21 protein-coding genes are annotated in these 22,970 nt (G+C 61.7%); 12 read left to right on the plus strand and 9 right to left on the minus strand.

The genetic code is table 11. The annotated features are described in order from the left end of the window. Nucleotides 1-122: 122 nt before the first annotated feature. From RAE19_RS07640 to RAE19_RS07650, 3 genes are all read left to right on the plus strand, one after another. Nucleotides 123-527, plus strand: a complete 405-nt coding sequence (locus RAE19_RS07640; protein WP_313874330.1) for a response regulator — start codon at nt 123-125, stop codon at nt 525-527. Next, the gene (locus RAE19_RS07645; protein WP_313874331.1) at nt 524-2,269 is read left to right on the plus strand and encodes an ATP-binding response regulator; all 1,746 of its coding nucleotides are present in this window, start codon (nt 524-526) and stop codon (nt 2,267-2,269) included. Before RAE19_RS07640 ends, RAE19_RS07645 begins: the two co-directional genes overlap by 4 nt. 98 nt (nt 2,270-2,367) lie before the next feature. Continuing rightward, nucleotides 2,368-4,608, plus strand: coding sequence for a PhoX family protein (locus tag RAE19_RS07650; protein ID WP_313874332.1), 2,241 nt, complete (start codon nt 2,368-2,370; stop codon nt 4,606-4,608). 45 nt (nt 4,609-4,653) lie between these two features. Here RAE19_RS07650 and RAE19_RS07655 read toward each other — a convergent pair whose 3' ends face one another. Both RAE19_RS07655 and RAE19_RS07660 read right to left on the minus strand, forming a co-directional pair. Then, nucleotides 4,654-7,758, minus strand: a complete 3,105-nt coding sequence (locus RAE19_RS07655) for an L-glutamate gamma-semialdehyde dehydrogenase (protein ID WP_313874333.1) — start codon at nt 7,756-7,758, stop codon at nt 4,654-4,656. 157 nt (nt 7,759-7,915) lie between these two features. Then, complete coding sequence (locus RAE19_RS07660; RefSeq protein WP_313874334.1) at nt 7,916-9,043, minus strand: OmpA family protein; 1,128 nt, start codon at nt 9,041-9,043, stop codon at nt 7,916-7,918. A 255-nt stretch (nt 9,044-9,298) separates the two neighbouring features. On the opposite strand from RAE19_RS07660, the gene RAE19_RS07665 reads away from it, so the two are divergent. Both RAE19_RS07665 and RAE19_RS07670 read left to right on the plus strand, forming a co-directional pair. Beyond that, a complete protein-coding gene (locus RAE19_RS07665; RefSeq protein ID WP_313874335.1) occupies nt 9,299-9,769 on the plus strand; it encodes an Lrp/AsnC ligand binding domain-containing protein in 471 nt (156 codons plus the stop codon). 42 nt (nt 9,770-9,811) lie between these two features. Continuing rightward, entirely contained in the window at nt 9,812-10,939 is a 1,128-nt protein-coding gene (locus tag RAE19_RS07670) for an ABC transporter substrate-binding protein (RefSeq protein ID WP_313874336.1), read from the plus strand. Here the strand turns inward: RAE19_RS07670 and RAE19_RS07675 are convergent. Further along, nucleotides 10,936-11,634, minus strand: a complete 699-nt coding sequence (locus RAE19_RS07675; RefSeq protein ID WP_313874337.1) for a YggS family pyridoxal phosphate-dependent enzyme — start codon at nt 11,632-11,634, stop codon at nt 10,936-10,938. The genes RAE19_RS07670 and RAE19_RS07675 overlap by 4 nt on opposite strands. A gap of 46 nt (nt 11,635-11,680) precedes the next feature. On the opposite strand from RAE19_RS07675, the gene RAE19_RS07680 reads away from it, so the two are divergent. Genes RAE19_RS07680 through RAE19_RS07690 form a run of 3 tightly spaced genes read left to right on the plus strand, consistent with a single transcriptional unit; the run spans nt 11,681 to nt 14,858 of the window. Then, nucleotides 11,681-12,724: a type IV pilus twitching motility protein PilT gene (locus tag RAE19_RS07680; protein ID WP_313874338.1), complete on the plus strand. Its 1,044-nt coding sequence runs from the start codon at nt 11,681-11,683 to the stop codon at nt 12,722-12,724. Nucleotides 12,725-12,744: 20 nt separating this feature from the next. Continuing rightward, nucleotides 12,745-13,881 carry a PilT/PilU family type 4a pilus ATPase gene (locus RAE19_RS07685; protein WP_313874339.1) on the plus strand — a complete coding sequence of 379 codons (1,137 nt, stop codon included), beginning with the start codon at nt 12,745-12,747 and terminating at the stop codon, nt 13,879-13,881. Nucleotides 13,882-13,931: 50 nt separating this feature from the next. After that, nucleotides 13,932-14,858: an NAD(P)-dependent oxidoreductase gene (locus tag RAE19_RS07690; protein WP_313874340.1), complete on the plus strand. Its 927-nt coding sequence runs from the start codon at nt 13,932-13,934 to the stop codon at nt 14,856-14,858. Between the two features lie 63 nt (nt 14,859-14,921). Here RAE19_RS07690 and RAE19_RS07695 read toward each other — a convergent pair whose 3' ends face one another. Genes RAE19_RS07695 through RAE19_RS07705 form a run of 3 tightly spaced genes read right to left on the minus strand, consistent with a single transcriptional unit; the run spans nt 14,922 to nt 16,615 of the window. Further along, nucleotides 14,922-15,548 (minus strand): BON domain-containing protein, encoded by a 627-nt coding sequence (locus RAE19_RS07695; protein WP_313874341.1) that lies wholly within the window; start codon nt 15,546-15,548, stop codon nt 14,922-14,924. 2 nt (nt 15,549-15,550) lie between these two features. Then, nucleotides 15,551-16,144 (minus strand): phosphoheptose isomerase, encoded by a 594-nt coding sequence (locus RAE19_RS07700; protein ID WP_313874342.1) that lies wholly within the window; start codon nt 16,142-16,144, stop codon nt 15,551-15,553. 57 nt (nt 16,145-16,201) lie between these two features. Then, complete coding sequence (locus RAE19_RS07705) at nt 16,202-16,615, minus strand: YraN family protein (protein ID WP_313874343.1); 414 nt, start codon at nt 16,613-16,615, stop codon at nt 16,202-16,204. On the opposite strand from RAE19_RS07705, the gene rsmI reads away from it, so the two are divergent. Continuing rightward, entirely contained in the window at nt 16,614-17,513 is a 900-nt protein-coding gene (gene rsmI, locus RAE19_RS07710; RefSeq protein ID WP_313876197.1) for a 16S rRNA (cytidine(1402)-2'-O)-methyltransferase, read from the plus strand. The genes RAE19_RS07705 and rsmI overlap by 2 nt on opposite strands. Here the strand turns inward: rsmI and RAE19_RS07715 are convergent. Together RAE19_RS07715 and RAE19_RS07720 are read right to left on the minus strand one after the other, a co-directional pair. Continuing rightward, nucleotides 17,510-18,148: a 2-dehydro-3-deoxy-6-phosphogalactonate aldolase gene (locus tag RAE19_RS07715; RefSeq protein ID WP_313874344.1), complete on the minus strand. Its 639-nt coding sequence runs from the start codon at nt 18,146-18,148 to the stop codon at nt 17,510-17,512. The two genes, rsmI and RAE19_RS07715, sit on opposite strands and share 4 nt — an antisense overlap. After that, nucleotides 18,148-19,056 carry a 2-dehydro-3-deoxygalactonokinase gene (locus RAE19_RS07720; RefSeq protein ID WP_313874345.1) on the minus strand — a complete coding sequence of 303 codons (909 nt, stop codon included), beginning with the start codon at nt 19,054-19,056 and terminating at the stop codon, nt 18,148-18,150. The genes RAE19_RS07715 and RAE19_RS07720 overlap by 1 nt, the downstream gene beginning before the upstream one ends. A gap of 58 nt (nt 19,057-19,114) precedes the next feature. Here RAE19_RS07720 and RAE19_RS07725 point away from each other — a divergent pair, with 58 nt between their 5' ends. The 3 genes from RAE19_RS07725 (at nt 19,115) to RAE19_RS07735 (ending at nt 21,603) form a co-directional block, all read left to right on the plus strand. Then, nucleotides 19,115-19,873, plus strand: a complete 759-nt coding sequence (locus RAE19_RS07725; RefSeq protein WP_313874346.1) for a FadR/GntR family transcriptional regulator — start codon at nt 19,115-19,117, stop codon at nt 19,871-19,873. Between the two features lie 72 nt (nt 19,874-19,945). Next, complete coding sequence (locus tag RAE19_RS07730) at nt 19,946-20,725, plus strand: SDR family NAD(P)-dependent oxidoreductase (protein ID WP_313874347.1); 780 nt, start codon at nt 19,946-19,948, stop codon at nt 20,723-20,725. Continuing rightward, nucleotides 20,716-21,603 (plus strand): SMP-30/gluconolactonase/LRE family protein, encoded by an 888-nt coding sequence (locus RAE19_RS07735; RefSeq protein WP_313874348.1) that lies wholly within the window; start codon nt 20,716-20,718, stop codon nt 21,601-21,603. The genes RAE19_RS07730 and RAE19_RS07735 overlap by 10 nt, the downstream gene beginning before the upstream one ends. A 9-nt stretch (nt 21,604-21,612) precedes the next feature. Here the strand turns inward: RAE19_RS07735 and RAE19_RS07740 are convergent, their stop codons facing one another. Beyond that, entirely contained in the window at nt 21,613-22,968 is a 1,356-nt protein-coding gene (locus RAE19_RS07740; protein ID WP_313874349.1) for an MATE family efflux transporter, read from the minus strand. Nucleotides 22,969-22,970: the final 2 nt, after the last annotated feature.

A 22,970-nucleotide genomic window follows, 5' to 3' on the forward strand; every position in this document is an offset into this window, starting at 1 on the left:
GGAATCCGGCACACATCCCCGCCTGAGACGGTCTGTTCACTCGGCACGCGATACACATTTTGTAACCGCTTGGCTTTTGCGCGGGAACAATCAGGCCAAAAACAAGAGACTACACTCTGTGGATGCAATTGCTCGTCATAGATGATCATCCGATCGTGCGCCAAGGCTTGGTCGCAGCTTTGCGGCAACTCCAACCCGGGGTTGAGGTGCTCGAAGCGACTGACGGGGCCCACGGACTGGAGCTCTTGGAGCGGTATCCGCGCATCAAAGCGGTGCTGATCGATCTGGAAATGCAGCCATTGGGCGGCCTACCGACCATCCGCCAGATTCGCCAGATGCAAACGGACTTGCCCGTGCTGGTAGTCGCTGGTTCTGAAAACCCGGCCGACTACCATGCAGCCATTCAAGCGGGTGCCAACGGCTATTGCCCCAAATCCAGCGGACTGCGCGCCATTCGCGAGGCGGTGCGCCAGGTACTGGACGGCAAACCCCATGTGCCAGACTTCATAGGTTCAGACCCCGCGTGAGCCAAACGCAAACCCCGATGCTAGACCCGGAGCGGGTCCAGTTGCTGAGCTATTTCGGCTCCGCAGTGGCACTGGCCTGTTGCCTGTATGCCGGGTTCAACTGGCTGATGGGCTTTTTCACGGGCGTGTGGATCATGCTGGGCAACGGCTTATTGCTGATGCTCAACCAGCTGCGGCTCGGCAGCATCGACAGCCACAGCGCCTACAACCGCTTGGCCACCACCCAAACCACCATTTGTTTTCTGGCCGTCTGTGCCGTGATCCAACAAACGGGCGGGGTGCAATCTCCGGTGATCGTGTGGGTAGCACTCGCCCCGATCGCGGCCACCCTGCTGTTTGGATTCACCAGCAGGACGGTGTTTTGGCTCCTGATGACGCTCGGGGCGGTGTCGGTGTTCGGCTTGCTGCCGCTGATCGGCATCCCGGTGCCCCGCAACTACAACACCGAGCTCACCCATGTCTTTTTCAGCTGCAGCCTATTTGGCTTTGTGTTGCTGCTGTTTTTGTTGACCCAGATTTTTGAGAGCACCAAAAACCGGGCGCTGCAACAGTCGGAAACCCACAACCGGGAACTGCGTCTGGCCAACGACCGGGTGGAAGCGGCCTATGTGGCCAAGTCCCGCTTTTTGGCAGCGGCAAGCCACGACTTGCGACAACCGGCGCATGCGCTGGGGATGTTTGTGGCCCGCTTGAGCCAAATGCACAAGCGCCGGGTGGATGACACACAAACCGCAGAGAGCTACCCCGATCTGGTGCAGGGCGTCGAAGCCTCCGCACAGGCCTTGCAAGAGTTGCTGGATGTGCTGTTTGACTACTCACGCCTGGAGGCCAACTCCACCGACAGCCCCTTGTGCCCGGTCAATGTGAATGCACTGTTCAACCAAATGCGCGTGCTGTTCTCGGAAACCGCCAACAGCAAAGGCCTGCGCCTGCGGATACGCCCCACATCGACCTGGATCATCAGCGACCCAGTGCTTTTGCAGCGAGTGCTGCTGAATTTGATCGCCAATGCGATCGAATACACCCCCTGCGGAACCGTGCTGGTCAGCTGCCGGCCCGCGGGCGGCGGTCAGCAAGCTTGTATCCAAGTATGGGACAGCGGCATCGGCATCGACCGGAGCTTGCACACCACGGTGTTTGAAGAGTTTTTCCAGGTCGAGAACCCTGAGCGGGATCGCGCCAAAGGCCTCGGTCTGGGGCTGAGCATGGTAGATCGCGCGTGCCGGCTGCTGGGCCACACGCTGAACTTGCGCTCCAACTTGGGTTGCGGCAGCCGTTTTTCTGTCACCGCGAATAGCACGACCTTGCGTCCGGCTGTGGCCGAGCAGCCCCCAGTCGCTCAGCAAACTGTGGCCCATGATGTTCACGGCACGGCCATTTGGCTGATTGAAGACAACCAAATGGGTGGGGAGGCGCTGCAAGGCCTGCTGCAATCGTGGGGCTGCGACGTTACTTGGTTTGAAAGCGGCCAAGAAGCGCTTGAAGCCGCTGCAAACGGCAACTGGCCTGACTTCATCATCAGCGACTACCGTTTGCGCGACAACCTGACCGGCATCGAAGCGATTCTGGAATTGCGGGACGCAGCGCAATCCGACATCCCGGCCTGCCTGATCACCGGCGACCTGGAAGAAGACGTGAAATACCAGGCCCACCGCGCAGGCCTGACGCTCTTGAAGAAACCCATCCAGCCCGCCAAGCTGCGGAGCTTGCTGCGCCGGAGCGTGACAGTCGCGCTCGATTGAAACAGGGCTGACCTTGCCTGCTGGCAAGGGGTCATGCACTTGTCATACCGCCTACGTAGAGTGCGCCGGCAATCGTGCACAACCTACGTAATTTCAACATGCAATCCAACAGCCGTACCGACGTGCTCGCCACCGCGAGCCATGACGACGACAACCTCAACAACAGCAGCAACCCTTCACTCAACGACATCATCGATGCGCGCATGAGCCGCCGTGGTGTGTTCCGCGCTGCATTCAGCACTGCAGGCGGAGCCGTGCTTGGCTCTATGGGCCTGTCTGCCTGCGGCGGAGGCGGTAGCGCAGCATCGACCCCGGCCGCAACCGTGGCGAAGGCAGCCACTTTGGGCTTCACCGCTGTCGCAAAAAACAAGTTAGACACCGTCACTATCGCCACGGGTTACACCGCCCGTACCATCTACGCATTGGGTGACCCACTCACGGCCGCTACTAGCGCATATTTGAACGACGGCACCGACACCGACTTTGACAACCGCGCAGGCGATCACCATGATGGCATGGAGTATTTCGGCCTGAGTACCTCAGGCACCGCAGACGCGAGCAGCAGCGACCGCGGCCTGCTCGTGATGAACCATGAAGCCATCACTGACCAATTCCTGCACGCCGCTGGCGTCAGCGCCCGACCACGCCCCGCTTCGGAGACCGACAAGGAAGTGCCCGCCCATGGCGTATCGATCGTGGAAGTACGCAAAACTGCAGGAGTTTTCAGCTACCAGCAGTCTTCCACCTTCAACCGCCGCATCACGCCGCTGACTCCGATGGAAATCAAAGGCGTAGCCCGGGGTAACGCCCTGATGCAAACCAAGTTCTCAAACACCGGCAACGACTGCCGCGGCACCATCAACAATTGCGGCACAGGCTATACCCCCTGGGGCACCTACCTGTCCGGCGAAGAGAACTGGTCGGGTTACTTCACCCGCAGCGCAACTGACAACACCACCCGCGGTGGCGCCACCGCCAAAAGTGTGATCTCGCTCAACCGCTACGGCCGCTCCCAAGGTGCCAGCAGTCGGCATGGCTGGGAAACATCCGGCACTGACGACAAGTACGCCCGTTGGATCATCACGCAAGGTACCGGTGCTGCTACCGACGACTACCGCAATGAGATGAACACCTTCGGCTACATGGTGGAGATCGACCCCTATGACAAAACGGCAGCTATCCGCAAGCGCACGACCCTGGGTCGATTCGCCCACGAGAGCGGCGTGTTCGGCAAAGTTACAGCGGGCAAACCACTCGCTGTATACATGGGCGACGACTCACGCGGCGAGTACATTTACAAATACGTCTCCAACACCACCTGGAGTGCAGCTGACGCCACTCCTGCCAACCGCATGAACACCGGAGACAAGTACCTCGACAATGGCAAGCTGTATGTGGCCAAGTTCAACGCCGACGGCTCAGGCCAGTGGATTGAGCTGAGCATGTCCAACTCCACTTTGGCAAGCGCAACCAACTACAGCTTTGCCGACAATGGCGACGTAGCCATGAACAGCCGCCTGGCTGCTGACGCGGTGGGCGCTACCCGCATGGACCGCCCCGAATGGTGCGCAGTGAACCCGATCAATGGCGAGATTTACTACACACTCACCAACAACGCCAACCGTAAGCTGGAGCCCACCTCCAGCCAGCAGGGATTGGATGCTGCCAACCCTCGCAGCTACCAAGACTCTTTCAACAGCGGCGCCCTGGGCTCTGCCCAAAACGTAAACGGGCACATCTTGCGTATGCGCGAGGACAGCGACGAACCCTCAGCAGTAAGCTTCCGCTGGGATGTCTACCTGTTCGGCGCGCAAGCCGATGCGGACACTGCGCTGGTGAACCTGTCGGGTCTGTCGACCGACCAAGACTTCTCCAGCCCTGACGGCCTGTGGTTCAGCCCCAAATCCGGCCTGTGCTTTATCCAGACCGATGACGGCGCCTACACCGATGTCACCAACTGCATGATGTTGATCGGCCGCCCGGGGCAAGTGGGCGACGGCACCACCCCGACCCTGAGCTACACCAAGGCCGACAACACCAAGGTCGATGTGCAAACCCGCATGGGCGTCAAGCCCACAGTGGATACGCTGCGCCGCTTCCTGGTCGGCCCCGTGGACTGCGAAATCACCGGCTGCTGCGAAACACCCGATGGCAAGGCACTGTTTGTGAATATCCAGCACCCGGGCGAAACCATCACCAAAGCCAATGTGTCAGACGCGAGCCAGTACTTGAGCCACTGGCCGGGCAATGCCGGCTATGGCGCTGGAGGCGCCAATGCGCGCCCCCGCTCTGCCACCATCGTCATCACCAAAAATGACGGCGGTTTGATCGGTACCTGAGTGCAAACCGGGCGCTGAGCGCCCGTGCACAAGCACCGCAGCGGTTCAGTGCATGCCTGCCAACAAAGCGGCATTGCCTCCCGCGGCGGTGGTGTTCACCGTCACGGTTTGCTCCGCGCAGAAGCGGTACAAGTAGTGCGGGCCACCGGCTTTGGGGCCGGTGCCACTCAACCCTTCGCCGCCAAAAGGCTGCACACCCACCACCGCGCCGATCATGTTGCGGTTGATGTAGATGTTGCCCACATGGGCCTGCGCGGCCAGCGCTTGGGCGCGGCTGTCGATGCGGGTCTGGATGCCCAGCGTCAGGCCGTAACCCAGCGCGTTGATCTGGGCGATCACGTCTTCCGGGTTACCGTCCCAGCGCACCACTTGCAGCACCGGGCCGAAGATTTCGGCCTTCACTTGCGCAATGCTTTCCACTTCAAAAGCGTGGGGCGCGATCAGGTTGGCTATGAGCGGACGCGACAACGCGTTTTGCTCCGTGTCCCCCGCCCGCGTTGCGGGCTCCTCCTTGACCTGCGCAAAACGCGTTGCCGCGCCCGCTCCGACCAGCACCTTTGACTCATTTTTCAGGCGAGTGATGTGGCGCTGGATGTTGTCGAACGCTTCGCGGTCAATCACCGGGCCGAGGTCGGTGGTCAGGTCGGCCGGGTTACCCACCTGCAACTCTTGGGCTGCGCCTTGCAGCATCTCGATCACGCCATCGGCAATCGCGCTGTGCACCACCAGCAGGCGCAGCGCGGAGCAGCGCTGGCCGGCGGAGCGGAAGGCGCTCATCACCACCGCGTCCACCACCTGCTCGGGCAGCGCGCTGCTGTCGACCAGCATGGCGTTGATGCCACCGGTTTCGGCAATCAGCGGGACGATGGGCCCGTCTTTCGCAGCCAGCGCGCGCTGGATGATTTTGGCCACCTGGGTGGAGCCGGTGAACACCACTCCGGCCACGCCGGGCTGGGCTACAAGCGCCGCACCCACGGTTTCACCGGCGCCGTGCAAGAGCTGCAACGCGTCAGCTGGCACACCAGCTGCCACCATCAAATCCACCGCAGCTTTGGCCACGCCGGGCGTTTGCTCGGCGGGCTTGGCCATGACGGTGTTGCCGGTAGCCAGTGCGGCAGCGACCTGACCCATGAAGATGGCCAGCGGGAAGTTCCAGGGGCTGATGCACACCCACACGCCGCGCGCAGTCAGGCGCAGGGTGTTGGTCTCGCCAGTCACGCCGTATTGGTAGCCGGCCTGTGCATTGGCAACGACGGGACAAGCAATGGGCTGCATGATGCGCTGCGCCTCGTCGGCGTAATAGCGCAAGAAGTCCACCGCCTCGCGCACTTCGCTGACCGCGTCGCCCCAGGTCTTGAAGGCTTCTTTCACTAACAGTGCGCAAAACTGCGGCATAGCGGTTTGCAGTGCATCGGCAGCGCGGCGTAAGGTAGCAGCGCGCTCTTCCACCGGCACTTTGCTCCACTTTTGATAGCTGCTCGCGCATGCTGCATAAGCGCCAGGGATGTTTTTGACATCAAACTCCGGCACCACCGGCACAGGGGCGGTCTGCAACGCGGCCAACAGTGGGTCGCGCATGGCGGCCACGGTCAGGTCCAGGCCGGTGCTGTTGGCGCGGCTGCCCGGGTGCTTGCCGAACAGGTCGGCCGGCAGCGGCAGGCTGGGGTGCGGCTCTAGGCGCAAAGGCGAAATCAGCAGCTCGCCCATGCCCACCGATTCGTCGGCGAGCTGGTGCACAAAGCTGGAGTTGGCGCCATTCTCCAGCAGGCGGCGCACCAGATAAGCCAGCAAATCTTTGTGCGCACCCACCGGGGCGTAGACGCGGCAGGCCACCAGCGGGTTTTTGAGCACCTCGCGGAAGATGCCCTCGCCCATACCGTGCAGGCGCTGCAGCTCAAAGGGTGCGCCCGTTTTGGCGCCCATTTGAAGTATGGCGGCGATGGTGCCGGCGTTGTGGCCGGCAAACTGGGGGTAAATGGCATCGGGCACCGCCAGCAACGCGCGGGCGCAGGCCAGGTAGGACACATCGGTGTGGTGCTTGTGGGTGAACACGGGGTAGTGCGGCAGCCCCAACTCCTGGGCGCGCTTGACCTCCGCATCCCAGTACGCGCCCTTGACCAGGCGGCACATCAGCTTGATTTGGTATTTGCGAGCCAGCGCGGTGACGTGCTCGATCAGCTCCAGCGCACGGGTCTGGTAGGCCTGCATGGCCAGCCCCAGTCCGGCCCACTGCGGGCAGTGCGCAGCCATTTGCACCAGCAGGGCTTCAAACACTTCGAGCGACAGCTCCAGGCGATCCACCTCTTCGGCGTCGATGGTGAGGTTGATGTTGGCGGCAGCGGCGGCTTCGCACAGCGTCCAGACGCGGGGCACCAACTCGTCCAGCACCGCCTGGCGATGTGCGTCTTCATAGCGCGGGTACAGGGCGCTGAGCTTGATAGAAATACCATCGTTTTCGGCCAGGGCGCTCGTCTTGTTTGTGCGAGCAGCTATGAATTCAATAGCATTCGCATAACTCTTGAGGTAGCGCAGCGCATCCTTGTCGGTGCGGGCACCTTCGCCGAGCATGTCGTAGCTGAAGCGCACATTGGCTTTTTTGCGAGACACATCGGCCTCTTTCATCGCCTCCGGCATGGTTTGGCCGAGCACAAATTGGCGACCCAAGAGCTGAACCGCGCGCAGCATGGCGGCCACCACGGTGCGGGCGCCGAGCTTGGCCATCATGCCGGGCTCGTTCTGCGCGTCCGGCAAAAAGTGCTTGGACAGGGCAATGGCGGTGCTGGACAGGCGGGAGAGGACCTTGTCGCCGCTGGCCTCAAAGTCGGCACGGCCCAGTTGGTCGGTGGTGAGCGCAATCGCGGTTTCGGCATCCGGGACGCGCAGCAAAGCCTCCGCCAAGCGCATCAGGGCCAGGCCCTCGGCGCTGGAGATGGGGTATTCCTTGAGCAGACTCTCCATCGCCCAAAAAGGCGGCGGGTTCTCGCGCACCGCTTGCACCCAAGACTCGGCGGAGCGGGCGGCATGGGCCCAGTCGAGCGCGCCTTCCAACACCTGCAAACGGTGGGAGACGATGTGGTCTTCCGCGCGATAGGGCGTGGGCAAACGGGGCGGGACGGGGGTGAACGCGGTAGAACGGGCAGACTGGGACATAGCGACTCCTGCACAAGGCAACGAAATGATTTGTCGCTATTTTTCAGAAGATTAGCCTGAGTTTTTCTCTTTATTTATTTGAATAAATAGTGAATTTCTCTACCAACCATGCAAAAAGCCGGCCCACAGACTGGATTTTCACTACAGGGCAGAAGAATCAGAGTCCGAACAGGTTCTTGAGCTTGCCGGCTGCTTCCATCGCCTTGTTGGCGTCGTCCATCAGGTTGCGGGTTTTAGGTGCTTCCTGCGCGGGGGCCGGTGCGGGTTGTTGCGCAGTCGTGTTGGCAGTTTGCGCTGGTGCGGCAGGCGCCGGGCGGGTAGCTGGGGCCACCACGGGGGTTGCAGGCAACTGCGCAATGATCTCGACCCGGCGGTTCTGGGCGCGGCCGGCCTCAGTGGTATTGGCGGCCAGCGGCACTGTTTGGCCCATGCCACGGGTTTTGAGGCGCGGCGCGGCAATGCCGTAACTGCGGTTAAGCGCCTCGGCCACCGCCGCAGCGCGCGCCTCTGATAGGCGCTGGTTCCCGTCAGCACCGCCCACATCGTCGGTGTGGCCCACCACTTCTACATTCAGGCCCGGGTTGTCTTGCAGCACCCTGCCCAGCTCTTGCAAGGTCGGTTTGGAGCCATCGCGCAGCACCGCTTTGCCGGTGTCGAACTGAAAGCCATACAAATCCACCTTGCCGTCTGTGCCCAGCGCTTTGGCGATCGGGCCCTCGCCGGTCACGGCCATCAGGCCGTCATCCAGCTTCTCCTTTTCCACCACAAACAAAAAGGCGCCACCCTCGTTCACCCAGAGCGACACATAGGTGTTATTGCGCTGGGCAGCCAGGTACTGGTTGTCGGTGCTGTAGTTCAGGTAGAGCTGGCGCGCCTTCATCAAGCTTTGGAAATTGCTCAAATTCTCAGTGGTGCAAGGGCGATCACAGGTGAACAGGTCGCTAAAGCCACTGCGGCGCAGGGACGACTGGTAGTTGCGAAACACCTGCAGCGGCGAGACCGACTTGGGCATTTCATAGTGGATATAGGTAACTTTGCCTTCCAAAGGCATCAACTTGGCTGCAGTAAACGCGCCACCCGGGGCGCGCTGGGGTTTGGCGAGGATGAGCTGGAATTCTTCGTATTCCTTGTAGTCGTAGTTGTTGATGCGGGCGCCGGGAAAGCGGGCAACTTCGGGGTGGTCGGCCCCTTGTTCCGCACTTGCCACAACCGGCAAGGCTGCCAGCCCCATGGCCATCGCCACTGCAAAAGCGCCACGGCGCCATGACTCTTTAGTGAAAAGCACTGCTTATTCCTCCCATTTGTTTTTTGATGGGTACCGAGTGTAGGCAGGCTGCATGAATGAGGCCACAACACCCGCATCAAAATAGTTTCCATTCGTAGCACAGACCTCTGATCGGCATCGGCGAACCCACTTGAAGAGGGAGAAAGCAAAGAGCAAGGAGCAAACCGCAGCCACCATGGCCCAAACCTTTGGAGCCGTGAGCTGCCCGCTTGGCAGAAGAAGCCCCACCTATGCAAGCTGAAGTAAGCTCACGGTGTGAACGAACACATCGAACTCGACCGCATCGACCTGCGCATCCTGAGCTGCCTGCAAGCCGACGGGCGCATTGCGAACCTGAAGCTGGCAGAGACGGTGGGGCTCTCCCCCACCGCCGTGCTGGCCCGCGTCCAAAAACTCAGCAAAGAGGGTTACATACTCGGCTACGAGGCACGCCTGAACCCACTCAAACTGGGTGCCGGCATGATGGTGTTTGTGGAGGTGCTACTCGACCGCACCACACCCAATGTGTTTGAGGCCTTCAAGGCCGCGGTGCAAGTGCATGGCGAGATCATGGAGTGCCACATGGTGGCCGGTGGGTTCGACTACCTGCTCAAAACCCGCATGGCCGATATGGCCGCCTACCGCCACTTTGCAGGCACCGTCCTGTGGCAATTGCCCGGCGTGCGCGAGACCCGGACCTACGCGGTCATGGAAGAGGTCAAAAACACAAATCAGCTCAAGCTGTAATAAGCGACACCCAAAACGGCTGCTTTCAAGGAAAATGGGGCGATGATCAATCGTCGCCAATTCTCTCTAGCGGCCGGGGCCAGCGCCCTGGCAGGTTTTCCGGCTGTCCACGCACAGTCCGAGAAAATCATCATCGGGCAGTCCGCCGCCTTCAGCGGCCCGGCCGCGCAGTTGGGTATCCAGCTACACGCCGGCGCCAAACTCTTTTTCGACCAGCTCAATGCCCAAGGTGGCATAGGCGGGCGCTCGGTGGAAATCCGCAAACTCGATGACGCCTACGAGCCCGCCCGTTGCGAAGAAAACACCCGCAAACTGCTCGAAGAGGATGTCAGCGCCTTGTTCGCCTACGTGGGCACCCCAACCAGCGTAGTCGCACTGCCGCTAGCCACCAAAGCCAAGGTCCCATTTATCGCACCGTTCACCGGCGCCATGGCGTTGCGCACGCCCTTCAACCGCTACGCCTTTCACGTGCGCGCGTCGTACAACGACGAAACCGCGCTCATCGTGAACCAACTGCGCAATGTGGGCCTCACCAAAGTCGCGGTCATGTACCAGAACGACGCCTACGGCAAAGCGGGCCTCGATGGGGTGCAATTGGCCTTGGCCAAACACAACCTCAAGCCGGTCGCCATTGCAACAGTAGAGCGCAACTCGGTCGACGTGGCCAAGGCGGTTGAAACCATCAACGCAGCCAGCCCCGAGGCTGTGGTCCAGATCAGCGCTTACACCTCGTGCGCGGCCTATATCCGTGCCGCCCGCAAGGCGGGGTACGGCGGCGGGTTTTACAACGTGTCCTTCGTGGGCACCCAAGCGCTGGCCGACGAGCTGGGCAAATTCGGAGCCGGCGTGGTGGTGTCCCAGGTGGTGCCGTCGCCTTACAGCCCCGGCAAAGCCATCTCCCGGGAGTTTGCGGACGCGGTGCGCCGATCCAATGGCGCGGTGCAAAGCAACTACTCCAGCATGGAAGGCTATATCGCCGCCAAAGTGCTGGCGGAGGGGCTACGCCGCAGTGGCGGCAAAGGCGGCGCCGATGGCCTGATGGCTGCGCTGGAGAGCATCAACAACATGTCGATGGGTGGGTTCAATGTGAACTTCTCCAAAACAGATCACGTGGCCTCGACCTTCGTCGAAATGTCCATGCTCACCGGCGACGGCAAGGTCCGGGTTTAAGCAACACCCGGGTAGTGGCGGGCGCCGAAGATGGCGCTGCCCACCCGCACCATGGTGCTGCCGCCGGCAATGGCGGCATCGAGATCACCACTCATGCCCATGGAGAGCGTGTCCAGCGGCACGCCCTGCTCCACTATGGCATTAAATACGGCCTTAGCGCTCATAAATACTGCGCGCGCAGCTACAAAATCAGGAGCAGGCTCCGGGATGCACATGATGCCCCGCAGCTGCAGCCGTGGCAGCGCCCGGACCGCCAGCGCCAGCGCCGCGGCCTCCGCCGGGAGCACGCCGGACTTGGTCGGCCCGCCGTCCACATTCACCTGAATACAGACCTGCAAGGGCGGCAAATGGGCGGGGCGCTGATCGCTCAGGCGCTGGGCGATTTTGAGCCGGTCCACGGTGTGCACCCACTGAAAGTGCTCCGCCACCAACCGGGTCTTGTTGCTCTGGATGGGGCCGATACAGTGCCACTCGATCGGCAGGGCGCTGAGCGCCGTGATTTTGTCGACCGCTTCCTGGATGTAGTTTTCGCCGAAAGCGCGCTGCCCGGCGTCAAAAGCCTGCTGCACCGCGTCAGGCCCGAAGGTCTTGGAAACGGCCAGTAATTGCACGCTGCTCGTGGCCCGTCCGGTAGTTGCGCAAGCCTGCGCGATACGCTCTGTAACAGCGTGGAGATTGTCGGCAATCATCGTCATAATCTCTCGAGCGTAACAAACCTGCCATTCGCCGAAAGAGGACTCCGTGGACATTACCCAGCTGCTCGCATTTAGCGTCAAAAACAAAGCGTCTGACTTGCACCTCTCGGCAGGCCTGCCGCCCATGATCCGGGTGCACGGCGATGTGCGCCGCATCAACGTCGAACCCCTGGACCACAAACAGGTGCACGCCATGGTGTACGACATCATGAACGACACCCAGCGCAAGATGTATGAGGAGTTTCTGGAGATCGACTTCTCCTTCGAGATCGATGGCCTGGCCCGCTTTCGCGTCAACGCCTTCAACCACAACCGCGGCGCGGGCGCCGTGTTCCGGACGATTCCGAGCAAGATTTTGTCGCTGGAGCAGCTCAACGCCCCCCGCATTTTTGCCGACCTGGCCCTGAAGCCCCGCGGCTTGGTGTTGGTGACCGGCCCCACCGGCTCCGGCAAATCCACCACCTTGGCAGCGATGGTGAACTTCTTGAACGAAACCGAGTTCGGCCACATCCTGACGGTGGAAGACCCGATCGAATTCGTGCACGAATCCAAGAAGTGCCTAGTGAACCAGCGCGAAGTCGGCCCCCACACCCTGAGTTTTGCCGCCGCCCTGAAGTCTGCACTGCGGGAAGACCCGGACGCGATTCTGGTGGGCGAAATGCGCGACCTGGAAACCATCCGCCTGGCCATGACAGCCGCAGAAACCGGCCACTTGGTGTTCGGCACCCTGCACACCTCGAGCGCTGCCAAAACCATTGACCGGATCATTGACGTGTTCCCGGCGGAAGAAAAAGAAATGGTGCGCGCCATGTTGTCTGAGTCGCTGCAGGCGGTGATTTCGCAAACGCTGTGCAAAACCAAAGACGGCCAGGGCCGCGTGGCAGCCCACGAAATCATGCTGGGCACCAGCGCGATTCGCAACCTGATCCGCGAGGCCAAGGTGGCGCAGATGTATTCCGCCATCCAGACCGGCAACAGCGTCGGTATGCAGACCCTGGACCAGAACCTCACCGAGCTGGTCAAGCGCAATGTGATCAGCGCGGCGGAAGCGCGCTCCAAAGCCAAGATTCCTGAGAACTTCCCAGGCTAGACAGAAAGGTAGGTGTTCTGATGGAACGCGATCAAGCCACGAAATTTATCAACGACCTGCTCAAGCTGATGGTCAGCCGCAATGGCAGCGACTTGTTCATCACCGCCGAGTTTCCGCCCGCCATCAAGGTAGACGGCAAGGTCACCAAGGTGTCGCCGCAGCCACTGAACGCAGCGCACACCATGGCGCTGGCGCGCTCCATCATGAACGACAAGCAGATCGCCGAGTTCGAGCGCACCAAGGAGAGCAATTTTGCGATTGCGCCGGCTGCCATCGGCCGTTTTCGGGTGAATGCGTTTATCCAGCAAGGCAAAGTGGGCATGGTGCTTCGGGTGATTCCGCAGGTGCTGCCCACGATTGACGGACTGGGTGTTCCGCAGGTGCTCAAAGACATCGTGCAGGCCAAGCGCGGCTTGTGCATTCTGGTGGGAGCCACGGGCTCCGGCAAGTCGACAACGCTGGCGGCCATGGTCGATTGGCGCAATGAAAATTCCCACGGCCACATCATCACCATCGAAGACCCGGTGGAGTTTGTGCACGCCCACAAAAACTGTGTGGTGACCCAGCGCGAAGTCGGGCTGGACACCGACAGCTGGGAAGCCGCCTTGAAAAACACCCTGCGCCAGGCGCCGGATGTGATCCTGATGGGCGAAATCCGCGACCGCGAAACCATGGAGCACGCGATTGCATTTTCTGAAACCGGTCACCTCTGTTTGGCTACTTTGCACGCCAACAGTGCCAACCAGGCGCTGGACCGCGTGATCAACTTCTTCCCTGAAGAGCGGCGCAGCCAGCTGCTGATGGATCTGTCGCTGAACCTGCGCTCGCTGGTATCGCAACGCCTGATCCCCAAACAGGATGGCAAAGGCCGTATTGCCGCGGTCGAGGTGCTGATCAATTCACCGCTGATCTCGGACCTGATTTTCAAGGGCGATATCTCCGAGATCAAAGAGATCATGAAGAAGAGCCGCCAAGCCGGCATGCAAACCTTCGACCAGGCGCTGTTCGACCTGTACGAGGGCAACGTCATCACTTACGAGGATGCGCTGCGCAATGCCGACTCGCTCAACGACCTACGCCTGCAGATCAAGCTCAACAGCCAACGCGGCAAGTCGACCGACCTCTCCGCAGGCACTGAAAACTTCGCCATCCTGTGAATGTGACCCGGCGCAAAATGGCCCATTCGATCCACTGAATCCTCACATCCATGCCCAATATCAACGACAAAACCTACGAACCCTCGCCCGCTTACTCTGTCGCCTTTCTGGGCCTGGGCGTCATGGGCTACCCCATGGCAGGCCACCTGGCGCGCGCTGGCCACCAGGTCACGGTCTACAACCGCACTGCTAGCAAATCAGTAGCATGGTGCGAAGAATTCAAGAGCGCTAGCAGCCAATTGGGCACACATTCCCACGCACCGACGCCCCGTGAGGCAGTGCTGGCAGCGGACATCGTGTTTTGCTGCGTGGGTAACGATGCGGATTTGCGCAGCGTAACGCTGGGGGCCGACGGCGCCTTTGCCGGCATGAAGCCCGGGGCGATTTTTGTGGACCACACCACCGCCTCGGCGGACATTGCCCGGGAGCTGAGCGCTGCGGCGGTGGCGCGGGGACTGCAATTCATCGATGCGCCCGTGTCCGGCGGCCAAGCCGGCGCACAGAATGGCATGTTGACCGTGATGTGCGGGGGCGATGCCACCGCGTTTGAGGCGGTCAAGCCGGCGGCCATGGCGTTTTCCCGCGCATTCACCTTGCTGGGCGAGAGCGGCTCCGGCCAGCTGGCCAAAATGGTGAACCAGATTTGCATTGCCGGCTTGGTGCAGGGCCTGTCCGAAGCTGTGGCCTTTGGCCAGCGCGCCGGGCTGGACATGAACCAGGTGCTGGACGTCATCGGCAAAGGGGCCGCCCAGAGCTGGCAACTCGACAACCGGGGCAAAACCATGGTCGCGGACCAATTTGAGTTTGGTTTCGCCGTGGACTGGATGCGCAAAGACCTGGGCCTGGTACTGGACGAAGCCAAGCGCAATGGCGCACGCTTGCCGGTGACCGCGCTGGTGGACCAGTTTTATGCCGACGTGCAAGTCATGGGTGGCAATCGCTGGGATACCAGTAGCCTGATCAAGCGCCTCAAATAAGGCGCCGCCCCCATAAAAAAAGGCCTGCAATTGCAGGCCTTTTGACTGGGCAGAGCGAACCGCTTACTTCTTGGCGGGCTCCGCCGGCTGCGGCAGGGTGCGCGCCAGCTCTTCTTCGGAAATGATTTCCAGAATCCGCACTACACGCGCGACGCCGCTCACGCCACTGATGATGTCGGTTGCGCGCTTGGCTTCACGCGCCGTCACACGGCCCATCACATAGACGGTGCCGCGCTCAGTGGTCAACTTGAAGGCGCTGGCAAACAAATCTTTGGCGTCCACCAACGCGGCCTTGGCACGGCCGGTCACTAGGGTGTCCGAGGAGCGCTGAGTCAGGGTGGTATTGCCCATCACCTCAAGCTCGTTGACGATGTTGCGGACGTTGTCCACGCCGGCCACGATCTTTTCGATCAGCTGTTTGTCCTGCAAGTTCGGCACTTCACCGGTCAGCAGCACCTGGCGGTTGTAGCTGGTCACATTCACGTGCACCCGCTCGCCCAAGTTTTCGCGAATGCGGCTGGCAGCGCGGAGCTCAATGCCCTCGTCTTCCACCAAGCTGCCGGAGGTGCGGCGATCGGTCGCCACCAAACCGGTACCGACAAAGGCGCCGCCCACCACGAGAGGGAAGCAGCCGCTCAGGCTGACAGCCACCAAGGTGCCGAGGGCTAGGCGTTGAAGAAGTTGTTTCATGTTTAGGGTTCCTGTTCACCGAGTAATTGGGCATCCACCGCATCACAGATGCAATGCAGTGTGAGGATGTGGACTTCTTGGATGCGGGCCGTCCGGTCGTGCGGCACGCAGATATGGACATCGGTATCGCGCAATAGTTGCGCCATCTTGCCGCCGGATTTGCCGGTCAGCCCGACCACCACCATTTCACGCTCATGGGCGGCTTCAATCGCAGCCAGCACATTGGCAGAGTTGCCGCTGGTCGAGATGGCCAACAACACATCGCCGGGGGCACCCAGCGCGCGCACCTGGCGCGAGAAAATGACATTGAAGTCATAGTCGTTAGCGATCGCCGTCATGATGGAACTGTCGGTGGTGAGCGCAATCGCGCCCAGCTCTGGCCGTTCGCGCTCGAACCGCCCGACAAACTCTGCCGCGAAGTGCTGGGCATCCGCCGCCGAGCCCCCGTTGCCGCAGGCCAATACTTTGCCGCCACTGGTCACACACGCCAGCATGGCTTGCACCGCATCTGCAATCGGTTTGCTCAGTGTCTGGGCAGCCTGGTATTTGAGGTCGGCACTGTCGATAAAGTGTTGTTGTATACGTTGTTCCAGCATGGGCGGCATGATACCGCGCAGCGTATAAACCCTGATGTCTGAGCCTTGTCAGGGCGATCAGGATGCATCGAAGGCGGCGCGCAACCACTCGACCGCGTCGCCGTCCATCACCACCACATCAAACCGACACGAAGGAACGGTGCGCAACTGCAGCAAGTAATGCCTTGCGGCAAAGATGATGCGGCGCTGTTTGACATGCCCCACGCTGGCAGCGGCCCCTCCATGGTCGGTGCGGCTGCGTTTGCGCACCTCGACAAACACCAGGGTGCCGTCGCGGTCACGCATGATCAGGTCGATCTCGCCACCGCCCCGCCCGGGGGTCCGATAATTGCGGGCAACGAATTGCAGCCCCTTGGCTTGCAAAAAACCCGACGCCCGCTCCTCCGCCGCATCGCCCACTTGTTTGGTCGTGCGGGAAGCGGGTCGTGATGGAAGTAAGCCCAGTACGAGTGCGTCTTTTTCTTCAGCCATCCAAGCCGCCAAAGATGCGGCCGGTGCGCAGCATTATCCGCAAGGCTGCTTGTATGTCGTCGCCACGCCCATCGGCAACCTGGCCGACATCACCCTGCGTGCCCTGCATGTACTAGGACTTGCCGATTGCATTGCCTGTGAAGACACACGCCACACCCAGCAGATGCTGCGCGCCTACGGCATCGACAAAGCGGGCTCGGCCCTGCTGGCCGTGCACCAGCACAACGAGACCGAGGCTGCACAGACCGTGATCGCCCGCCTGCGGGAAGGCCAACGTGTCGCCTATGTGAGCGACGCCGGCACACCCGGTGTGAGCGACCCCGGGGCAAGGCTGGTGGCGCAAGTGCGGGCGCAAGGTTTACGCGCTGTTCCGCTGCCGGGGGCAAGCAGCGTGGTGACCGCTATTTCTGTGGCCGGACTGGTCGCCGCGGGCGAGGGCCATGGCGGTTTTGTGTTCCGGGGTTTTTTGTCCTCCAAAGCCACAGAGCGCGCCAACGAGGTCGCGGCGATAGCTGCGCAGCCCGACGCGGTGGTGCTGCTGGAGGCGCCGCACCGGCTGGAGGCACTGGCCAAGGCGCTTGCGCCCTTGGGCTCGCGCAAAGTCACGGTAGGCCGGGAACTGACCAAGCAGTTTGAAGAGGTGGCCATCGTGGATGCGAGCGAGTTCAGCGCTTGGTTGGCCGCAGATGCCAACCGCTTGCGAGGCGAGTTCGCGCTGGTCATTCACCCTGCGGCTGCAGCCGCCAGCACGGCGGATGACCGCGTCTTGAGTTTGCTGCTGGAGCAACTGCCACTCAAATCGGCGGTGAAGCTGGCAGCAGATATCACCGGCGAACCGCGCAACGCACTGTACGAGCGCGCCCTGCTGCTCAAGCAGGGCTCTGGCAGCGAAGACTAGGCCGTAGCAGCCTGCCAGGCCTGCACATAGGCACTGGCACGCTCGTGGACTTGCGCCGCTGTGACGCCCGGCGCAAACAACTGGCTGCCGATGCCGAAGCCGGTGGCGCCGGCTTTAACCCATGGTCCGATGCTCTCGGGGGTGATGCCGCCCACCGGCCAAAGATCGGTCCCAGCGGGAACCACGGATTTGAGCGCCTTCAAGCCGCCGTGCCCGAGCGACTCCGCGGGGAACAACTTGAGGGCATGCGCGCCAGCGGCCAAGGCGGCAAAAGCTTCGGTCGGTGTTGCCACACCGGGGGACGCCAGCATGCCCAACTCCACCGCACGGCGGATCACCGCCGGATCGCAGTTGGGAGAGACCATCAAGCGGCCGCCGGCCGCATGCACCGCGTCCACATGCGCAACCGTGAGCATGGTTCCACCGCCAATAAGGGCATCAGCCGGCAATCCAGCTGCGAGAGCTGCTATACATTCGATAGCGCCGGGGCGATTCAAGGGCACTTCGAGGCTCCGGAAGCCTGCTTGGTACAAGGCCTGGCCGATATCCAAAGCCTCTTCGGGCGTGAGCCCACGCAAAATGGCAATCAAAGGCATGTGGCGGGCTTGCGCCAACAATGGGAAAACAGAACTCATCAAGCGCTCCAATGGGAATGAATGTGTTGCACGGCAGCCAGAAAGGCTTGGCGGGCATCCAGAATGTCAAAACGGCAGTCCAGGCGCTGTGCCGCCTTTTGGTAGAGCTCTGCGAGCTGCGGCGAGCCGATCAACTGAAAAGTGGGGACCTCGCCGGCTTCCGCCCCGAGTACATCTTTGAGTTCCGCACCGATCAGGAGGCCGCTTAAATAGGAGGCGCTGGCTTGCGGCGCCATGTCTTTGCTGACCACACGGGCCCGGGTGCCAAACAGCACATGGCTCAGCGCATGGTGTCCGGCCGCATCCACCCCGGCTGCAAAAGCAGCATCGTCCCATGTAGCCTGGCCGCCCGCAGCTGCGGCCAGTGTGCCGTGCTTACGCAACAGGTCATAGAGTTCGCCGGTCATGTAGGTGCGCAGTTTGCGCACCACGCCATCTTGCAGTAACACCCATTTACTGTGCGTGCCAGGTAGCACGAACCAACCAGACACATGGCCCAAAGCCCAGGCGCCCAAGAGTTGGGTTTCCTCGCCGCGCATGACATCCGGCACACCTGCGGAGTTGCGAATGCAATAGCCGGGGACCAGCACCACGGGCGCGTCTCCCGGAGCATCTGGGACCCTGAACACATGGCGCCCCAAGTCCTGCAAGGGCACAGACGCATCGATATACGGCACTTCATGCCACCCGAGCGCACTCCCCACCATTCCGGAGGCGATCACCAAAGACGGGGTCGCCTGCACGCTGGTCAGCGCGCCGGTGAGCGCCTCCGGGAAGCGCCCTTTGCAGGCCAGCGCGCCATCGCCATCGCTGGACTCCCGGATGCACTCCCCCGTCGGTCGGATCACATAGGTGCGGCGGTGGGTGGTTCCCCAGTCCACACCGACAATGGCGGATGTTGGGCTCATAGTCATAGTTAAGTTCACGAAGATGGGTTTCCCCCCGATTTAAACATATGATCATTAAATGCCAATTCGCATGATGCCTGTCGATCCCAAAACGCCGCCCGTTCCGACCTCCCACGCGCGCTACAGCGGCCGCAAACTGCATGGGCAGGTGGTGGATGAGCTGGGCCGCCGGGTCGCAGGGGGGATCTACCCCGCCGGGCAGGTGCTCCCGAATGAGGAGTTGTTGTGCCAGGAGCTGGCCGTGAGCCGCACTGCCCTGCGTGAAGCCGTCAAGGTTCTGGCGGGCAAAGGTCTGCTGGAAGCCCGGCCCCGCATCGGCACCCGGGTGCGCAGCAAAGACCAGTGGAACCTGCTGGACCCGGACATCCTGGCGTGGCGCTGCGCCACCGGCGTAGATGCGGAGTTTTTGCGGCACCTCACCGAGCTGCGCGAAATCATTGAGCCTTCCGCGGCCGCACTGGCCGCGACCAGCCGCAGTGAGGAGCAACTCCAATCGATCGCGCAGGCGCTGCGCTCTATGGAGTCGGCAGCCTCGATCACCGACTGGGTGCAAGCTGATCTGGCCTTTCACACCGCCGTGCTCCAAGCCACCAACAACCCGCTGCTGATGCCACTGGCCGCCATCATCGGCAGCGCCCTGGAATCTTTGCTGGGCGTTACTGCGCGCACCTCGGACAACTTCAAACAAGCGTTACCGGACCACCAGAAAGTGTTTGAGGCCATCCGCCTGCAAGAGCCGCAGAACGCTTTGCACCGCATGGCCAGCATGCTTTCTGACACCCGCAGCCTGATCCGCACCACGATCCAGACAAGCTAAGCGGCTTCGTTTAGGCTTTATTTGTATGATGATTGCTTTTACAATCGTCGTCTATTTACCTCTTGGAGACCTATGAAGCCGGACACCCTCTCCCACTTCGCGCAGTACCCGAGCTTGCAAGGGCGCAGTGTTTTTGTCACCGGAGGCAGCTCTGGCATCGGTGGCGACATCGTGATTGCCTTTGCGCGCCAAGGCGCCAAAGTGGCGTTCACCGGCCGCAATGCTGTGGCCGCTCAGCAAGTCATTGAGGCGGCGCGGCAGCTGGGCCCTGAACCGCTGTTTCTGCAAAGCGACGCATCAGATGTGAAAGCCTTGCAAGCGGCCATCGGCACGGCGGCCGAGCGCTTTGGCGACATCACGGTGCTGATCAACAACGTGGCCAATGACCAGCGGCACGAGCTAGCCGATGTCACGGCGGAAGACTTCGACTGGCGGGTATCGGTCAACTTGCGACCCCACTTTTTTGCCGCCCAGGCGGTTGCCGAGGGCATGAAGCGTTCCGGCGGTGGCGCCATCGTGAACCTAGGCTCGACCAGCTGGAAGATCAAGGGCAAGGGCTACCCGGTCTATGCGACCTGCAAGTCAGCGACCGTGGGCCTGACCCGCAGCCTGGCGCGAGAACTGGGTGAGTTCAATATCAGGGTCAACACCTTGACTCCGGGCTGGATCATGACCGACAAGCAGTTGGCTTTGTGGGTCGACGAGGCGGGCGAAAAAGCCATGAAGGACAACCATTGCCTGCCCGGCCGGATTCTCGGCGCCGATGTGGCGAATATGGCTTTGTTTTTATCGGCCGCTGACAGTGGCATGGTGACAGCCCAAGACTTTGTAGTGGACGCCGGATGGACCTGAATCACACACTCCCCCAAGCCATCTGGCCTGCAGAACTGCTGCTGGGTGAGGGCCCCGTCTGGGAAGCCCGGACCGGGCGCTTTTTCTTTGTCGATATCCATGGTTGTGCTTTGCACGCCTGGACCCCCGCGACGGATGCGCGCCAAAGCTGGAAGATGCCCGAGCGCATCGGCTGGTTGATTCCCCGCAAAAACGGGGACGGCTACATGGCGGGCTTCCAAAGCGGCATAGTGCATCTGACGCTGGAGCCAGAACTGCGCTGGGAACCGATGGCTCAGCCGCATCCCGGCGAACCGTCCGTCCGGCTGAACGATGCCAAGGCAGATGCCTTCGGCCGTATCTGGGCCGGCTCGATGGACAACGACGACCCGGCCCGCTGCAAAGGACGACTCGCCCGCCTCGACCCGGATCTGCAATGCACCGTGGTGGAAACCGGCATCTATATTGCCAACGGCCCCGCGATCGCACCGGACGCCCGGTGGATGCTGCACACCGACAGCTTTCTGAACACGGTCTACCGATACAAATTGGATGCCTCGGGCAACATCACTGACAAATCGGTGTGGCGGGTTTTCTCGGAAGACGAAGGCACGCCCGACGGAATGACGCTGGACAGCGAAGGCCGCGTCTGGATTGCGTTCTGGGGCGGTGCTTGCATTCGGTGCTTCACGCCGGACGCGGAGTGCCTGCAGACCATCGCGATACCCGCGAGTCAGGTGACGAGCATCAGCTTTGGTGGCACCGACCTCCAAACCATGCTGGTGACGACAGCGCGGGTAGGGCTGGGTGATGCGGAATTGGCGCAGTACCCCTTGTCGGGTAGTGTGTTCACCCTGCGCACCGGCGCGACAGGGGTGCTGCCCCTGGCGTTTGGCTGAAACGGGACGCTAGTTTTTCTCTGCGCGCAAGCGACGGCGGCTGTTCCGTGCATTGGGCAGCCAGCCGCGCCAGAGCCAACGGCTGAGCAACAGCAAGCCGCGGATCCACTCGTCCAGCGCATAGGCCAACCAGATACCGGGCAGGCCGAACAAGCGGCCCAACCAAAAAGAGCCGACGCCCAGCACCAACACAAGGGACGCGACGCTGGACACTGCCGGGTAAATGGCGTCGCCCGTCGCACGGAGGGCTCCATTCAAAATCAGATTGAACACGCGGCCGGTCTCGAGCAGCAGCGATAGCCACAGCAAGGTTTGTGCGGCCTCAATGACGGCCGCGTCTTTGGTAAAAGCGCGCATCAACCACGGGGCGCCCAACGCGGCAAACAGTGCCAGCGAGCCGGAGGCCAGTAGCCCATTGCGCACTGCCTTACGGACCAGTCCATTGGCGGCCCTCAAATCGCCAGCTCCGACGAGGCGGCCCACCATGATTTCACAGGCCCAGCCAATGGCCATGCTGGTCAACAGCACATATTTGAGCAGCTGCAAGGTGTAGGAGTGGGTGGCGAGTGCGGTGACCCCCAAGCGGGCGGTCGCCGCCAGCGACACCATAAAGGCAGCGCGGTAAGTCACCTCGACCCCGGCGCCCGGAAGCCCCACCCGCAATACGGGCGCAAAGTCCACCCACGCAAATCGCCACCAATCTTGCCTATAGGGAGTCAATTGCATGCGGACCCGCCAGAACCACAGGTGCAATACCAGCCCCAATGCACGGCTGACCAGCATGGCTATGGCGTAGCCCTCAAGACCCATGCCATCCCAGCTACCCCAACCCCGCATGATCACGAATGCCAGCGCGAGATGTGTGCCGTGCATGGCGATCATGATCCGCAAAGAGTCTTTGGCAAACAGGTGGGCGCGCAGCACCGCCGCCATGCTGAGGTTGTAGGCGTCCAGCAGCAAGGCCGGTGCAAACCATTGCAGATACGGGGCGGCTAAGGACGCCACCATGGCCGGGGCGTTTAACCAGTCGAGCATGACGTCGTTGCCTGCGACCACCACCAGCATGATCGCAGCACCCACCCAGCTGCTGGCACCCAAGGCCAACAGGGCAACACGTCGGGCGGCGGCGTGCTGCCCTCCCCCGACATATTGCGTCACCATCACGCCCAAGCCGATGGCAAGCACCCGGAAAGCGACGCTCAGGGTTTCCAGGATCTGGTTCACCAGCCCGAAAGCACCTGCTGCGGCATCTGACTCATGCGAAGCCAGCCACAGCCCGCCCATCGCGACCGTCATACCCAACAAAAACTCGCCGAGCAAAGGCCCGGCGATCGTATTCAGGCGCAAACGCTCGGGTGTACTCATTC

The organism is Rhodoferax potami (assembly GCF_032193805.1).
Taxonomy (GTDB): domain Bacteria; phylum Pseudomonadota; class Gammaproteobacteria; order Burkholderiales; family Burkholderiaceae_C; genus Allorhodoferax; species Allorhodoferax potami_A.

What these genes read in the sequence shown, in the direction of transcription:
- RAE19_RS07640 (WP_313874330.1), top strand. Translation starts at nt 123, where the DNA reads ATGCAATTGCTCGTCATAGATGATCATCCGATCGTGCGCCAAGGCTTG.
- RAE19_RS07650 (WP_313874332.1), top strand. Translation starts at nt 2,368, where the DNA reads ATGCAATCCAACAGCCGTACCGACGTGCTCGCCACCGCGAGCCATGAC.
- RAE19_RS07655 (WP_313874333.1), bottom strand. Translation starts at nt 7,758, where the DNA reads ATGTCCCAGTCTGCCCGTTCTACCGCGTTCACCCCCGTCCCGCCCCGT.
- RAE19_RS07670 (WP_313874336.1), top strand. Translation starts at nt 9,812, where the DNA reads ATGATCAATCGTCGCCAATTCTCTCTAGCGGCCGGGGCCAGCGCCCTG.
- RAE19_RS07675 (WP_313874337.1), bottom strand. Translation starts at nt 11,634, where the DNA reads ATGACGATGATTGCCGACAATCTCCACGCTGTTACAGAGCGTATCGCG.
- RAE19_RS07685 (WP_313874339.1), top strand. Translation starts at nt 12,745, where the DNA reads ATGGAACGCGATCAAGCCACGAAATTTATCAACGACCTGCTCAAGCTG.
- RAE19_RS07690 (WP_313874340.1), top strand. Translation starts at nt 13,932, where the DNA reads ATGCCCAATATCAACGACAAAACCTACGAACCCTCGCCCGCTTACTCT.
- RAE19_RS07695 (WP_313874341.1), bottom strand. Translation starts at nt 15,548, where the DNA reads ATGAAACAACTTCTTCAACGCCTAGCCCTCGGCACCTTGGTGGCTGTC.
- RAE19_RS07700 (WP_313874342.1), bottom strand. Translation starts at nt 16,144, where the DNA reads ATGCTGGAACAACGTATACAACAACACTTTATCGACAGTGCCGACCTC.
- RAE19_RS07705 (WP_313874343.1), bottom strand. Translation starts at nt 16,615, where the DNA reads ATGGCTGAAGAAAAAGACGCACTCGTACTGGGCTTACTTCCATCACGA.
- RAE19_RS07715 (WP_313874344.1), bottom strand. Translation starts at nt 18,148, where the DNA reads ATGAGTTCTGTTTTCCCATTGTTGGCGCAAGCCCGCCACATGCCTTTG.
- RAE19_RS07720 (WP_313874345.1), bottom strand. Translation starts at nt 19,056, where the DNA reads ATGAGCCCAACATCCGCCATTGTCGGTGTGGACTGGGGAACCACCCAC.
- RAE19_RS07725 (WP_313874346.1), top strand. Translation starts at nt 19,115, where the DNA reads ATGCCAATTCGCATGATGCCTGTCGATCCCAAAACGCCGCCCGTTCCG.
- RAE19_RS07730 (WP_313874347.1), top strand. Translation starts at nt 19,946, where the DNA reads ATGAAGCCGGACACCCTCTCCCACTTCGCGCAGTACCCGAGCTTGCAA.
- RAE19_RS07735 (WP_313874348.1), top strand. Translation starts at nt 20,716, where the DNA reads ATGGACCTGAATCACACACTCCCCCAAGCCATCTGGCCTGCAGAACTG.
- RAE19_RS07740 (WP_313874349.1), bottom strand. Translation starts at nt 22,968, where the DNA reads ATGAGTACACCCGAGCGTTTGCGCCTGAATACGATCGCCGGGCCTTTG.